Source organism: Streptomyces sp. NRRL S-495, from assembly GCF_000966955.1.
Lineage (GTDB): Bacteria > Actinomycetota > Actinomycetes > Streptomycetales > Streptomycetaceae > Kitasatospora > Kitasatospora purpeofusca.
The window spans coordinates 1-13,480 of record NZ_JZWY01000274.1 but is presented as its reverse complement, the minus strand read 5'-3'; the positions used below and the strand labels follow the sequence as shown (position 1 = coordinate 13,480).

Here is a 13,480-nt window from a genome sequence, read left to right as displayed (position 1 = left end):
AATCCCCGGGCGGGCGACGGCGTTGGAACCTCCGCAACCCTTCTCGAACCGTTGGAGCAGGCCGTGCTGTTCAACCGCCACAAGACCTCGCTCGTCCCCGCCGACCAGGCCCTGCCCGGCCGGGCGGCCCCGGACTTCACGCTCAGCGAGCCGCACACCGTCCTCGGCCACCCGCTGACCGGCCCGTATCCCGACGGGTTCGAGGTCGCGGACTTCGGTCTGGGCTGCTTCTGGGGCGCCGAGCGGACGTTCTGGCGGCTGCCCGGCGTCTGGACGACGCTGGTCGGCTACCAGGGCGGCCACACCCCGAACCCGACGTACGAGGAGGTGTGCAGCGGCCTGACCGGGCACACCGAGGCGGTGCGGGTGGTCTTCGACCCGGCGGTGATCTCCTACGAGCGGCTGCTGAAGACCTTCTGGGAGGCGCACGACCCGACCCAGGGCAACCGGCAGGGCAACGACGTGGGCACCCAGTACCGCTCCGCGGTCTACACCCACTCCCCCGCCCAGGCGGCCACCGCGACCGCGACCCGGGACGCCTTCCAGCCGGCGCTGACGGCGCTCGGCCTCGGCCCGATCACCACCGAGATCGCCCCGGCCGGCCCGTTCTTCCCGGCCGAGCCGTACCACCAGCAGTACCTGTCGGACGCCAAGAACCCGAACGGCTACTGCGGTCTGGGCGGCACCGGCGCCAGCTGCCCGATCGGGGTGGCCAGGACGGGTGCCCAGGGCTGAGCCGCCGGGTCTGCGCCCGGCGCCCGGCGGGCGCAGACTGGAAGGACCAGGAGGGCGGCCGCACCACCCGCCCCGGTGGTGCGGCCGCTCCTGTCCCCAGGAGACCCGAGGAGCACCCCATGGCCGGTCTCATCCGCAGGAACTTCGACACCGATCCCGAGGAGGTCCGCCCGTTCGAGGCGGACACCGGTGAGCTGCGCCTGGTCCACCTGGACGCCGGGGGCGTCGGGCGGGCGGTGTTCCGGCCCGGCTGGCAGTGGTCCCGGCACGTCAAGCCGATCGCGAAGACGGACAGCTGCCAGGCCGCGCACGTCGGCTACATGATCTCGGGGCGGCTGAAGATCGTCATGGACGACGGCGAGGAGAGCGAGTTCGGCCCCGGCGACTTCATGGTCTGCCCGCCCGGCCACGACGCGTGGGTGGTGGGCGACGAGCCGGCGGTCGTCCTGGACTGGCAGGGCTACGGGGACTACGCCAAGCGCTCGTGAGCACCCGGCCGGCCGCGGTCTCCCCCGCCGGACCTCGTGGACGGGTGGTCACCCCCGCCGGACCTCGTGCATGAAGCACCCGTACTCCACCGCCCGGACGTGCACCACGGCCACCTCCGGGTCGGCGAGCAGGAGCGCCGCGCCCGCCTCGGCGGTCTCCGGCAGCACCACGGCGCCGCCGAGGATGTGCCCGCGCCGGTCGTAGGCGCGCAGCACCCGCTGCCCGCCGTGGAAGCCCTCCGGCCACCCGTCCCCGGTCGCCGGGCCCTCGCACGGGCCGTCGTGCACGAACACGGGGCCGAGTTCCTCGTACGGGCCGGGCTCGGCCCCGGTCTCCGCGGCCCAGCGCCGCAGCGGCGCGTAGCTCAGCAGGGCGATCCGCTCCCCGGCCCCGGCCCGGGCCAGGCAGCAGCGCAGCGGGGCGCCGCCGGTCTCGTCGACCGAGCGGACCGGCGGGCGGCCGGCGTCGTCGCGTACCAGCAGGGCGCGGTGCACGGCCGGGTCGATCGCCCGGACGGTCAGGACGGACGAGGCGGACGGGGCGGACGGGGCGGACAGGACGGGAGGAGGCGTGGTCGTCATGCCCCCACCCTCCCGCCGCCGCCCCCGGGAGTCCGGCGGATTTCGGCCCTCGCGTTCGGCCGCGATCCGCGGGCTCCGCCGACCGTCCGCCGTCAGCGCGCGGCCGGTGCGCCCGTCCCGCCGCCCGCGGCGGCCCAGGGGTCGGGCCGGCGCGGGGCGATCAGGTCCGCGAGCCGCGTCCCGTCGGCGGCCCAGGCCGCGACGGAGGGGGAGGCGTCGGGCCCGTTCGGGCCCGAGGAGGAGTGGGCGGCACCCGGAACCACCGCGTAGTAGGCGGTCCAGCCGTTCATCTCCGCGGTGGTGACCAGGGTGGCGACCGCCTGGACGCCCTTGAGTTCGACCGCGATCCGGGCCGGCGCCGGGCCCAGGTACAGACCGGTCACCACGGTCCGCTCGCCGTCCCCGAGGCTCTGCGCGCCGATGGTGGGCCGGCTGTGGTCGAGGTTGTCGCTGGTGGCATCGCGGCAGCCGAACGGCTGCTCCCACGTCCCGGTGGCCTGCTCCCACTTCTCGACGCAGGACTCGGTCGCGGTGACGCTCATCCGGTAGCCGTCGGCGATCGTGAGCTGCTTGCCGGGCACCACCAGCCGGACCGGCGAGTCCGGCTGCGCCCCCGCCCCCGTGGCGACCGGCACCACCGATGCCGACGCCGACGCGGGGGCCGCGCCGGGCAGCACGGCGGCCGTCGTGGTGACCGCCGCCCCTGCCACGCCCGCCGCACCCCCGGCCGGCCGGGGGTCGCCGAGGGTCAGCGCCGTCCCCCCGCAGACCAGGGCGACCGCCAACGCGACCGCCCCGGTGCCGACCCGCCGCCGGGCCCGGCGGCGCCGCGCCCCGGCGATGACCGTCGCCGGGTCGGGGCCCCTCGCCCCCCAGGCCGTGTCCTCCCGGGTCAGCAGCTCGCCGAGCCGCTCCTCGAATTCCGTGCCGCCGTTCATACCGCCACCTCGATGTCGCTCGGGTCGTGGCCCGCCGGGCCGCCGGTGCGGTCGGCGAGCTCGGGCCGTGCGCGCAGCTTCGACAGCGCCCGGTGCAGCGTGGACTTGACCGTCCCGGGCGCGATGCCCAGTTCGGCGGCGGTCTCGGCCTCACTCAGGTCCCCGTAGTACCGCAGCACCACGACCGCCCGCTCGCGCCGGGTGAGGGCGGCCAGCGCCTGGTGCAGCAGGGCCCGCTGGGCCTGCTGCTCGGCGAAGTCCGCCGGCACCGGCCGGTCGGGGGCGCGGTCGGTGGGCAGCTCGCGGTTGCGCAACCGCCGCCACCAGTCGCGGTGCTGGTTGACGACGATCCGCCGCACGTAGGCGGCCGGGTCGTCCGCGTTCGCGGTGATCCTGGGCCAGTGCAGGTAGGCGCGTTCCAGCGCCGACTGCACGATGTCCCCGGCCCGGTGCGGATCACCGGTCAGCAGCTCGGCCAGCCTGATCAGCCGTGGCCCGATGCCGACCACGAACGCGCTGAACTCGGCGTCCAGGCGCTCTCTCTGCTCGCGTTTCACATCCCCCTGACTCCTCGGGGGGCGGGCGGGGTTCTGTCCTCGCGGGCGGGAATTCGCACGGACGGTGGGAAGTCCCCCGTCGGGAACGCCCGTGGCGCCCGTGGGCGTCAGACCGCGCTGCCGGCCTTCCAGTCGGCCCAGGCCATGTTCCAGCCGTTGAGGCCGTTGGACGGGACGACGGTCTTGTCCCCGGAGTTGGTGACCTCGACCACGTCGCCGACCATCGAGCTCTTGAAGAACTTGTAGCCGTCCGCGTTGGCATCCTGTCCGCCCTTGACGTCGCGCAGACCGACGCAGCCGTGGCTGGTGTTCTGGCTGCCGAAGGTCGACGCAGGGGACCAGTAGTTGCCGTGGATGAAGGTGCCGGAGGTGGAGAGGCGCTGGGCGTGCGGCACGTCCGGGATGTCGTACTCGCTGCCGAGGCCGACGGTCTGGGAGTTCATCCGGGTCTGCTGGTACTGCTCGGTGATCACCATCTTCCCGCCCCAGGTGCGGAACTCGGGCGAGCCGCCGGAGATCGCGTAGACGGCGCTGACCTGGCCGTCGGTGGTGACGGTGAGCTTCTTGGTGGCGAGGTCGGCGACGCTGGTCTGGGCCCGGCCGACGGTGAAGCGGACGTCCTTGGACTGGGTGCCGTAGACGCCCTTGGCGCCCTGCACGTCCTTGAGCCGGAGCTTGACGGTCACCTTGGTGCCCTTGGCCCAGTACTCCTGCGGGCGGAAGTCGAGACGGGTGCTGGAGAACCAGTGCCCGACGATCTCGACGCCCGGCTCGGCCACCACGGTGATGGCCTGCTGGACGGCCTTGCGGTCGGTGACCGGCTTGCTGAAGTTGATCGAGACCGGCATGCCGACGCCGACCACCGAGCCGTCCTCGGGGGTGAAGTAGCCCACGAAGGTGTTGGCCGGCGTCGCGGTGGTGAAGACCGCGTTGGCGTCGGCCTCCAGCTTGTCCTTGTCGACGGCGGCCGCGGTCACCGTGTACTTGGTGCCGCTGGCCGGGGAGGCGGCGGAGGTCCAGACGGTGCCGTCGTCGGACAGCGCGCCGGCCAGCGCCTTGCCGGTGGAGTCGGCGACCGTGACCGAGGTGAGGGTGCCGCCGGCGACGGCGACCCGGACCGGCTCGCTGAAGCCGGCCGAGGTGGTGCCGTCGGCCGGGGTGACGGTGATCACGGCGACGGAGGTCTTCGGGGTGCTGGTGGCGCTCGCCGTCGGCTGTCCGCCGCCGGAACCGGTGGGCTCGCCGTCGGATGTCCGCCGCCGGAACCGGTGCCGCCGGAACCGCCGGTGCCGCCGGCGCCCGTCGTTCCGGTGCCCGCGCCGTTGTCCGCGCTCTTGGTGTCGTTGCAGGCCGCCAGCAGCAGTACCGGGGCACCGACCAGGCCGGCGAGTACGCCGCGCCGGCTCCAGCTGCTCGCGGCCGACCGGCCCTGACCGTCCCGTGCCGTCACGTCGCCCACTCCCTACTGCTCATCCGGGCATTACGGATACAAAAACGCAATCCGTACGTTCACGGTTCCAACACCAACGGCTTGCGATCGTATGAGAAGACGAAACCATGTGCCAAATATGGACAAAAAGCCCGGCCTGCGGACAGCAGACCGGGCTTTCGTCGGAAGTGGCGGGCGAGCCCTACTCGGCCGCCTCCTCCACCGCGTACTCGTCCCACTCCCCGTCCTCGGGGTCGAAGTCGGTGTTCGCCGACTCCCAGGTCGCCGAGGCGAGCTCGACACCCGGGACGTCGCCGAGCAGCGCCACCGGGTCGATGAAGTGGGCGAGCGAGCCCGCCGGGTCCACCTCGATGGCCTCGACGGACTGCGCGCGCTCCTCGTCGTCGAGGTACTCGTCCGCGGTCACCTGCTCGAGGGCCGCCGCCTTGAGGGCGCCCTCGTCGGTGATCTCGGCGATGAGCTCGATGCTGAGCCGGACGTAGCGCGGGCTGTCCTGGCCGGTCGTGTCAGTGCTGGTCATGCGCCGAGACTACGGGATCCCGCCCACCGGGAGGCGCCGGAGAAATGCAGCGGGGCCGGTCCCCCCTTCGAGGAGGGACCGGCCCCACCGCTTCCGCCCGTCTCCCCCACCCGGGAGCCGTGCGGACGCGCCGAGCGGCGCGGGTGTCCGGGAGCCGCCTCACCCTGGCAGCCGGCCGGAGCCGGGCAGGGGCGGGACGACGGCGCCTCCTCGGACAGGGACACCACCGGCCGGGTCAGGACCGACCGTCGTGCCCGGGACGGACCGCGCCGCCGGGGAGCCGCTCCCGGCCGGTCGTTGTCGTCCCGTTCGGCGTCTTGTTGCCGTGTGCACAACCATGCCGCAGTCGTGTTAAGCCCGTGCTGCACGGAGATGACGCCGGTGTACCGGTTCGCCCGGAAACGGAACCCGTACCGTACGGTTCCTCAGCCACCGGGTCGGGGGCGGCGGCTGACCGCGGGTCGGGGGCGGCGCGGTCGGCGCGGCCCAGTACCGGCGGGGCTCAGTGACCGGCGCGGCTGCCGGCCAGGAAGCCGAGCAGGTCCTGGCGGGTGACGATGCCCTGCGGCTTGCCCTCCACCAGCACCACCGCGGCGTCGGCCTTCTCCAGCACCGACATCAGGTTGGTGACGGTCTCGCCCGAGCCGACCACCGGCAGCGGCTTGGACATCACCCGGTCCAACGTGTCGGTCAGCTCGATGTCGCCCGCGAACACGCCCTCCAGCAGCAGCTTCTCCGCCACCGAGCCGATCACCTCGCCGGCCATGATGTCCGGGTGGCCGGCGCCCGGCGAGACCACCGGCATCTGCGAGACGCCGTACTCGCGCAGCACCCGGACCGCCTCGGCGACGGTCTCGTTGGGGTGCATGTGAACGAACTGCGGGATGCCCTCGTGCTCGATGGCGTCCTTGCGGGCCAGCACCTCGCCGATGTGCGCCTCGTCGGTGGCGGACGGCAGGAAGCCGTAGTCGGCCATCCAGTCGTCGTTGAAGATCTTCGAGAGGTAGCCCCGGCCGCCGTCCGGCAGCAGCACCACGACGACGTCGTCCGGGCCGAGCCCGCGCGCCACCTCCAGCGCCGCGACGACCGCCATGCCGCAGGAGCCGCCGACCAGCAGGCCCTCCTCCTTGGCCAGGCGGCGGGTCATCTGGAAGGAGTCCTTGTCGGAGACGGCGACGATGCCGTCCGCGACGTCGCGGTCGTAGGCGGTCGGCCAGAAGTCCTCACCGACGCCCTCGACCAGGTACGGCCGGCCGGTGCCGCCCGAGTAGACCGAGCCCTCCGGGTCGGCGCCGATCACCTTGACCTTGCCGCCGGAGACCTCCTTCAGGTAGTTGCCGGTGCCGGAGATGGTGCCGCCGGTGCCGACGCCCGCCACGAAGTGGGTGATCCGGCCCCCGGTCTGCTCCCACAGCTCAGGGCCGGTGGAGTGGAAGTGCGAGGCCGGGTTGTCCGGGTTGGAGTACTGGTCCGGCTTCCAGGCGTTCGGGGTCTCCCGGACCAGGCGGTCGGACACGTTGTAGTACGAGTCCGGGTGCTCGGGGGCGACGGCGGTCGGACAGACGACCACCTCGGCGCCGTACGCGCGCAGCGTGTTGATCTTGTCGGTCGACACCTTGTCCGGACAGACGAAGATGCACTTGTAGCCCTTCTGCTGGGCCACGATCGCCAGACCGACACCGGTGTTGCCGGAGGTCGGCTCGACGATGGTGCCGCCGGGCTTGAGGGCGCCCGAGGCCTCGGCGGCCTCGATCATCCGCACGGCGATGCGGTCCTTCACCGAGCCGCCGGGGTTGAAGTACTCGACCTTGGCGAGCACGGTGGCGCTGATCCCCTCGGCGACCTTGTTCAGCTTGACCAGCGGCGTGTTGCCGACCAGGTCGATGATCGAATTGTGGTACCGCACGGGGGTCCTCCCGATGTGTGGGCATACGAGTGCTGTCGGTACCGCAAGCCTAGGGCGTGTCCTTCGGATCCCGTCGGATGGGCGGGCGTCGTTGGGGTGCGTGCATCGGCGGTGCCGAGGAGGGAGTCCATGCGGAGCATCGGCGACCGACGAGAAGCCGTCGAGGTGCGTGCTCCAGCGGCGCCCGCCCGGCGGGATCCGAAGGACACGCCCCACGTACCGGGCGCCCCGGAGAGCCCGTGCGCACCACGAACGGCCCACCCCCGTCGTAGCCCGCGCCCAAGACGGGTACTAGGGGTGTACACGCATCGGGAACGGCACCCGTCGGGGTGGCACGAGGACGCGAAGGGGGCACGGGGTGCCAGGAACACAGCAGTCGCGGGCCCGGGTGGCCCGGCGGATCGCCACCGCGGCGGTGTACGGCGGCGGGGGGCTCGGAGTACTGGGGGTGGGCCTGGTCGGCCTGCTGCTGACCGAGAGCAAGCTGGCCGTCCAGGCCATCGGCATCCTGGACGGCGACCCGCCGAGGGCCGACGGCGTCTACGGCGAGGCCTTCGCCGACCGCGCGGCCGCGCCGCAGCCGCCGCTGGTGCTGGCCTTCCTGGGCGACTCCACCGCGGCCGGCCTGGGGGTGCTGCGGGCCCGGGAGACCCCGGGGGCGCTGCTCGCCGCGGGCCTCGCCTCGGTCGCCGAGCGCCCGGTCCGGCTGGTGAACGTGGCGTTCTCGGGCGGCCGCTCCGCCGATCTGGCCGGCCAGCTGGAGCAGGCCCTGTCCTGCCGCCCGGACATCGCCGTGATCATGATCGGCGCCAATGACGTGACCCGGCACAGCCCGGCCCAGCTCGCGGTGCGCCAGCTCGGCGAAACGGTCGCGGCGCTGCGCGCGGCCGGCTGCGAGGTGGTGGTCGGCACCTGCCCCGACCTCGGGACCATCAAGCCGGTCCGCCCGCCGCTGCGCTGGGTGGCCCGCCGGGTCAGCCGCCAGCTGGCCGCCGCGCAGACCATCGCGGTGGTGGAGGCGGGCGGCCGGACGGTGTCGCTCGGCTCGCTGCTCGGCCCGGAGTTCGCGGCCAGGCCGGAGATGTTCGCCGCCGACCGCTACCACCCCTCGGCCCAGGGCTACGCGACGGCCGCGATGGCCGTCCTGCCCTCGGTCTGCGCCGCACTGGGCCTCTGGCCGCAGGAGGAGCCGGCCGACGGACCGGTCCCCGGTGAGGCGGTGCTGCCGGTGGCGGTGGCCGCCGCGGCCGCGGCCGACCGGTCCGGCAGCGAGGTGGCGGCGGTCGGCGGCCTGGACGGCGCGGCTGGCCGCTGGGCGCTGCTGCGCCACCGGCTGCGGGTCGGCCTTCCGGGCTCCTGGGCCGCCGGGGAACCGGTCGGCGGGCCGTCCGACGCGATCTCCGAGGGCCTGTCCGAGGGGCTCTCCGGGAGCGCCGGTCCGGTGCCCGGCAACACGTCGGCCAGCTCACACACCGGGGCGGGTGACGACTGAGCTACCAGACGGTAACTTTCCTCCCGGACGCCTGTCCGCCGCCACTCAGCGAGGAGCCCGCCATGCCCGAAGCCGTCATCGTCAGCGCCACCCGTTCGCCGATCGGCCGGGCCTTCAAGGGCTCCCTGAAGGACGTCCGCCCGGACGACCTGACCGCGCACATCATCCAGGCCGCGCTGGCCAAGGTGCCGCAGCTCGACCCGCGCGAGATCGACGACCTGATGCTCGGCTGCGGCCTGCCCGGCGGCGAGCAGGGCCACAACCTGGCCCGCATCGTGGCGGTGCAGATGGGCATGGACTACCTGCCCGGCACCACCATCACCCGCTACTGCTCCTCCTCGCTGCAGACCACCCGGATGGCCCTGCACGCGATCAAGGCCGGCGAGGGCGACGTCTTCGTCTCGGCCGGCGTGGAGACCGTCTCCCGGTCGATCCACGGCAGCTCGGACGGCCTGCCCGGCACCATGAACCCGCTGTTCGGCGACGCCCAGGCGCGCACGGCGGCGCGCGCGGAGGCGGGCGGCGGCGAGTGGCACGACCCGCGCGAGGACGGGCTGCTGCCGGACGCCTACATCGCGATGGGCCAGACCGCCGAGAACCTCGCCGCACTCAAGGGCATCACCCGGGCCGAGCAGGACGAGTTCGGCGTGCGCTCGCAGAACCTCGCCGAGGCGGCGATCAAGGCCGGCTTCTGGGAGCGGGAGATCACCCCGGTCACCACCCCCGACGGCACCGTGGTCGGCCAGGACGACGGCCCGCGCGCGGGCGTCACGCTGGAGGGCGTCTCCGGACTCAAGCCGGTGTTCCGCCCGGACGGCACGGTGACCGCCGGTAACTGCTGCCCGCTGAACGACGGCGCCGCCGCGCTGGTGATCATGTCCGACACCAAGGCCCGCGAGCTGGGCATCACCCCGCTCGCCCGGGTGGTCTCCACCGGTGTCAGCGCGCTCTCCCCCGAGATCATGGGCTACGGCCCGGTCGAGGCCTCGAAGCAGGCGCTGAAGCGGGCGGGCCTGTCCATCGGCGACATCGACCTGGTCGAGATCAACGAGGCCTTCGCCGCCCAGGTGATCCCCTCCTACCGGGACCTCGGCGTCGACCTGGACCGGCTGAACGTCAACGGCGGCGCGATCGCGGTCGGCCACCCCTTCGGCATGACCGGCGCCCGGATCACCACCACCCTGATCAACTCGCTGCAGTGGCACGACAAGCAGTTCGGTCTGGAGACCATGTGCGTCGGCGGCGGCCAGGGCATGGCGATGGTCCTGGAGCGCCTCAGCTGACCTCGCACTGTCAACCCCGAAGGGTCCAGACCACCCATTTGGAGTGACACAGCGTAATTGAGGGCCGGATCACACCGCGAGGTCGATCCGGCCCTCTTTTCGTTCATTTCCGGACCGGAAATCGACGGTGCGGAGCGGATCAACTCCGCTGCGTAGAGCGGTCCTACCTAACAATTTGGGGACAAGAGCGAAAGTCACCGACAAATTGGACATTGGCCACTGCGGTAACAGCACCGGATGGGGCAGTGTGGAGAGGTAACCCCGTTCCACTCCTCCCTAGGAGTACGTTCCGTGAGCGCCGTCTACACCATCCTGTTGCTGGTCCTGATCGCCGTGTCGACCACCGTGCTGGTCCACCTCCGGGGAATCTCCCGACGGTTGGACGCACGGGCCGCCGTCGCCCCGACCGTCGACGAGGCCGCGATACGCCGGGCCGTCGCCGAGGCCCTGGCCGCCGACCGCGAGCGGGAGATCACCGAGGCCCGGGCATTCTGGGCCGAGCAGGAGGCCCGCGCGGCCGAGGACGCGCCGCTGTTCGACTCCCCGTTCGCCGGTGTCTTCAGCACCACCGACGAGTGGCCGCTCTTCTTCCCCCGCCCCACCGGGCCGAACGAGGCCGCCGACAACGCCGACCACCCGGGCACCATGGACCCGGAGTTCGGCGAGGCCCTGCGCTCCGCGCTTGAGGACCTCATCGGCGACGGCGGAACCCGGCCCACCGAGAGCGGCCCCGAGGGCGGCAGCCCGCTGCGTCCCGCCCACCCGGCCGGCCACCCCGCCGGCGGCCACCCGGCCGGCGAGGGCACCGGGGACGCCCGGGCCCGCCGCGAGGCCGACCTGCTGGCCACCGGCCTGGATGCCGGGCTGCTGGACGCCGAGGCCGCCGTCGAGGAGGCCCCGGCCACCGCGCCCGACCCGCGCCGCCACCCCTCGCACCCCGACTTCGTGCCCAGCCAGACGCCGTCCCGGGAGTGGACCGACACCCGGCTGACCACGCTGGCCGAGGAGGGCACCGCACTGATCGACGTCCGCCCCGGACCGCTCGGCACCCTGGACGTCTACGCCTTCGCCGACGGCACCACGCTCTGCGTGGCCCCGGGCGACCGCGAGGCCGCGTACCGGCTGATCGACGCCGTCCGGGCCGGTGAGAACGTCCGACTGCTCGGCGGCTCCCGGTTCTCCGGCTCCTACTCGCTGACCTTCTCCACCGACGAGGACGCCGTGTACGTGCTCGCCGACCGGGTGGTGGCCAGCATCTGACCCGAGCGCGCCGAGCTGGGCGCGCCGACGCCGAGGGCCGGCCGGATCGAGGGGGTTACCGATCCGGCCGGCCCTCGGCGTTTCGCCAGTACCTGGCCGTCGGCGCTTCGCCGGTCCGGCACACGGCACCGTCAGGCACACGGCGCCATCAGCGTCCGTCAGAGGGCCGCCGAGACCTCCGCCAGCCGTCGCACGGCCAGGGCCCGCACCGCCGCGGCCGCCACCGGACCGTCCGGCAGGGCCACCTCGGCGTCCCCGGGCAGCGCGGCCAGGGCCGCCGCCAGGTCGTGCCCGACCACGGCGAGCTGGTCGCCGACGGCGAACGCCCCGGCGTCCGGCAGCTCGTGCGCGGGCGGGCCGTCCGCGCCGCCGTCGGTCCGGACCGCCTCGGCGGCCGCCGCCGTCACCGCCAGCCAGCGGGCCAGCGCCAGTCCGGCCGAGGCCCGCGAGGGGTGCCCGGGGACGGCACCGAGCAGCCGGCTCTGCGGCATCGCACGGAACCGGTCGGCCAGGGCGTCGACGGCCTCGGCCAGGGTCTTCTCATCGGACGTCTCGGACATGCCGCGAGCATACGGGCCACCGGGAACGAAAGCCGCCGGGCCCCGGAGCGGTCGCTCCGGGGCCCGGCGGCAGTGGTGGTACAGCGGGTCGTACGACGGAGGGTCAGTCGTCGCCGCGCAGGATCGCGATCAGCCGCAGCATCTCGATGTAGATCCAGACCAGCGACAGGGTGAGCCCGAAGGCCGCCCGCCAGGACTCCTTCTGCGGCGCGCCCTGGGCGATGGCCTCCTCGATCGCCGCGAAGTCCAGCGAGAGGAAGAACGCGCCGAGGCCGATGCCGACCAGGCCGACCACGATGCCCAGCGGGCCGCCGCGCAGCCCCATCTCGGCGCCGAAGACCAGCGAGGCGACCATGTTGACCAGCATCAGCAGCACGAAGCCCATGGCGATCGCGATGCCGATCCGGGTGTAGCGCGGGGTGACCCGGATCCGCCCGGTCTTGTAGGCGATCAGCATCGCCGCGAACACCGCCGCGGTGCCCAGCACCGCCTGGATCGCGATGCCCTCCCAAATGGTGTTGAACACCTTGGTGATCGCACCGAGCGCGAAGCCCTGGAGGCCCGCGTAGAGCAGGATCAGCGGCGGGCTGACGCTCCGCTTGAAGGAGATCACCATGCCGAGCACGAACGCGACCAGCGAGGCGACGCCGGCCAGGCCGAAGTTCCGGTCCGGCAGCGCGAACCAGGCGAGACCGCCGGCCGCGACCAGGGTGAGCAGCGTCATCGCGGTGCGCGCGACCACGTCGTCCAGCGTCATCCGGCCCGTCGCCGCGGGACCGGCGGAGGGCGCGTTGTACATCTCGACGAGCTGCTCGTCGGTCAGCGGCGCCCCGCCCTGGGGCTGCTGGCCGTAGGGGTTGTTCGCGTACGGGTTGTTCCCGTACGGATTGTTGCCGTAGGGGTTGCCTGCGTACGGGCTCCCGGCCGGCGGGGTCTGGGTGGTCCCGAAACCCGCGTAGCCGGACTCGCGGGTGAAGGACCCCTCCCGCGAGAAGACCGGGTTGCTGCTTCTCATTGCTCATTCCCTCCGTGGCGGCACTGCACCGCCCGCAGCACAAGGGTAATGGCTTGGCAAAGGGATCGGCATCCGCCGCGAGAAGGATTCGGCCGCTGACGTCCGGCGGGGACGCCGGTCGGCGTCCCCGCGAGTCGGTGCCCAGAGCCGGACTCGAACCGGCACGGCCTTTCGGCCAAGCAGTTTTAAGCTGCCCGTGTCTGCGTTCCACCATCTGGGCTTCTGCGGACCCGGCCCCGCCGGCGGAACGAAGAGCAGCGCTCCCGCCCCCGTGCGGGCCACCCCTGAGCCTAGTCGCCCGGCATCCCCTTTCGCATGTTCCGAGGCGGGGAAGTTGTCATGTTTCCTTGCCATCTGACGAACAGTTCGTGATTTGGCCACTCGACCCGCTCGATCCGGCCACCGCCCTTCCGCTCAGGGTCGGTGTCATACCGCAGGAGGAGGGCGCCACCTGGGCGTACGCCCAGCGGTGGTCGGGCCAACCGTCCGGCGGAGCGACGAGAAACCATGATCACCGGAAGGAGCATGGAGGTACGGCCGGACGCCCCTGGAAGGGCCCCGGCCGGCCAGCCCCCCGGAGCCGAACGGCCCGGTCCGCCATGCCCGACTTGAGGAGCACCCCGTGAGCACGTCGACCGCAAGCGCCGTCCGTACCGGCCGGGCGGCCGCCCGCGCCACCGGCCTGAACAAGGTC

14 protein-coding genes and 1 tRNA gene are annotated in these 13,480 nt (G+C 73.2%); 5 read left to right on the top strand and 10 right to left on the bottom strand.

Annotation, left to right across the window (positions count from 1 at the left end; translation table 11 throughout):
* The first annotated feature begins 63 nt into the window (after positions 1-63).
* Together msrA and VR45_RS15755 are read left to right on the top strand one after the other, a co-directional pair.
* Positions 64-735: a peptide-methionine (S)-S-oxide reductase MsrA gene (gene msrA / locus VR45_RS15760; protein WP_045940408.1), complete on the top strand. Its 672-nt coding sequence runs from the start codon at positions 64-66 to the stop codon at positions 733-735.
* Between the two features lie 119 nt (positions 736-854).
* Entirely contained in the window at positions 855-1,223 is a 369-nt protein-coding gene (locus tag VR45_RS15755) for a cupin domain-containing protein (RefSeq protein WP_043469330.1), read from the top strand.
* Positions 1,224-1,271: 48 nt separating this feature from the next.
* Here VR45_RS15755 and VR45_RS15750 read toward each other — a convergent pair whose 3' ends face one another.
* The 7 genes from VR45_RS15750 to VR45_RS15725 all read right to left on the bottom strand — a co-directional run bounded on the left by VR45_RS15750 (position 1,272) and on the right by VR45_RS15725 (position 7,176).
* Positions 1,272-1,805: a DUF1203 domain-containing protein gene (locus VR45_RS15750; protein ID WP_045940386.1), complete on the bottom strand. Its 534-nt coding sequence runs from the start codon at positions 1,803-1,805 to the stop codon at positions 1,272-1,274.
* Between the two features lie 92 nt (positions 1,806-1,897).
* Positions 1,898-2,743 (bottom strand): hypothetical protein, encoded by an 846-nt coding sequence (locus VR45_RS15745; protein ID WP_045940385.1) that lies wholly within the window; start codon positions 2,741-2,743, stop codon positions 1,898-1,900.
* Positions 2,740-3,300, bottom strand: a complete 561-nt coding sequence (locus VR45_RS15740; protein WP_063772488.1) for a SigE family RNA polymerase sigma factor — start codon at positions 3,298-3,300, stop codon at positions 2,740-2,742. Before VR45_RS15740 ends, VR45_RS15745 begins: the two co-directional genes overlap by 4 nt.
* 107 nt (positions 3,301-3,407) lie before the next feature.
* Positions 3,408-4,472 (bottom strand): Ig-like domain-containing protein, encoded by a 1,065-nt coding sequence (locus tag VR45_RS15735; protein ID WP_045940384.1) that lies wholly within the window; start codon positions 4,470-4,472, stop codon positions 3,408-3,410.
* On the bottom strand, positions 4,469-4,750 hold the full coding sequence (locus VR45_RS48630; protein WP_234325984.1) for a hypothetical protein: 282 nt from the start codon (positions 4,748-4,750) through the stop codon (positions 4,469-4,471). Before VR45_RS48630 ends, VR45_RS15735 begins: the two co-directional genes overlap by 4 nt.
* A 181-nt stretch (positions 4,751-4,931) precedes the next feature.
* Positions 4,932-5,270: a hypothetical protein gene (locus VR45_RS15730; protein ID WP_045940383.1), complete on the bottom strand. Its 339-nt coding sequence runs from the start codon at positions 5,268-5,270 to the stop codon at positions 4,932-4,934.
* A gap of 502 nt (positions 5,271-5,772) precedes the next feature.
* Positions 5,773-7,176 carry a cystathionine beta-synthase gene (locus tag VR45_RS15725; protein ID WP_045940382.1) on the bottom strand — a complete coding sequence of 468 codons (1,404 nt, stop codon included), beginning with the start codon at positions 7,174-7,176 and terminating at the stop codon, positions 5,773-5,775.
* A gap of 358 nt (positions 7,177-7,534) precedes the next feature.
* Between VR45_RS15725 and VR45_RS15720 the strand changes: the two genes are divergently transcribed.
* From VR45_RS15720 to VR45_RS15710, 3 genes are all read left to right on the top strand, one after another.
* A complete protein-coding gene (locus VR45_RS15720) occupies positions 7,535-8,668 on the top strand; it encodes an SGNH/GDSL hydrolase family protein (RefSeq protein ID WP_078896551.1) in 1,134 nt (377 codons plus the stop codon).
* A 62-nt stretch (positions 8,669-8,730) separates the two neighbouring features.
* Positions 8,731-9,951, top strand: a complete 1,221-nt coding sequence (locus VR45_RS15715; RefSeq protein WP_045940381.1) for an acetyl-CoA C-acetyltransferase — start codon at positions 8,731-8,733, stop codon at positions 9,949-9,951.
* Positions 9,952-10,242: 291 nt separating this feature from the next.
* Positions 10,243-11,211 (top strand): hypothetical protein, encoded by a 969-nt coding sequence (locus VR45_RS15710; RefSeq protein WP_052709117.1) that lies wholly within the window; start codon positions 10,243-10,245, stop codon positions 11,209-11,211.
* Between the two features lie 158 nt (positions 11,212-11,369).
* Here the strand turns inward: VR45_RS15710 and VR45_RS15705 are convergent, their stop codons facing one another.
* The 3 genes from VR45_RS15705 to VR45_RS15695 all read right to left on the bottom strand — a co-directional run bounded on the left by VR45_RS15705 (position 11,370) and on the right by VR45_RS15695 (position 13,006).
* On the bottom strand, positions 11,370-11,771 hold the full coding sequence (locus VR45_RS15705) for a hypothetical protein (RefSeq protein WP_045940379.1): 402 nt from the start codon (positions 11,769-11,771) through the stop codon (positions 11,370-11,372).
* A gap of 103 nt (positions 11,772-11,874) precedes the next feature.
* Positions 11,875-12,786: a Bax inhibitor-1/YccA family protein gene (locus VR45_RS15700; RefSeq protein ID WP_045940378.1), complete on the bottom strand. Its 912-nt coding sequence runs from the start codon at positions 12,784-12,786 to the stop codon at positions 11,875-11,877.
* Between the two features lie 138 nt (positions 12,787-12,924).
* Positions 12,925-13,006, bottom strand: a tRNA-Leu gene (locus VR45_RS15695).
* Between the last annotated feature and the right edge of the window lie 474 nt (positions 13,007-13,480).

Bases quoted from the DNA above. Each gene is read 5' to 3' on its own strand.
- VR45_RS15755 (WP_043469330.1), top strand. From the start codon at position 855: ATGGCCGGTCTCATCCGCAGGAACTTCGACACCGATCCCGAGGAGGTC.
- VR45_RS15750 (WP_045940386.1), bottom strand. From the start codon at position 1,805: ATGACGACCACGCCTCCTCCCGTCCTGTCCGCCCCGTCCGCCCCGTCC.
- VR45_RS15745 (WP_045940385.1), bottom strand. From the start codon at position 2,743: ATGAACGGCGGCACGGAATTCGAGGAGCGGCTCGGCGAGCTGCTGACC.
- VR45_RS15730 (WP_045940383.1), bottom strand. From the start codon at position 5,270: ATGACCAGCACTGACACGACCGGCCAGGACAGCCCGCGCTACGTCCGG.
- VR45_RS15715 (WP_045940381.1), top strand. From the start codon at position 8,731: ATGCCCGAAGCCGTCATCGTCAGCGCCACCCGTTCGCCGATCGGCCGG.
- VR45_RS15705 (WP_045940379.1), bottom strand. From the start codon at position 11,771: ATGTCCGAGACGTCCGATGAGAAGACCCTGGCCGAGGCCGTCGACGCC.
- VR45_RS15700 (WP_045940378.1), bottom strand. From the start codon at position 12,786: ATGAGAAGCAGCAACCCGGTCTTCTCGCGGGAGGGGTCCTTCACCCGC.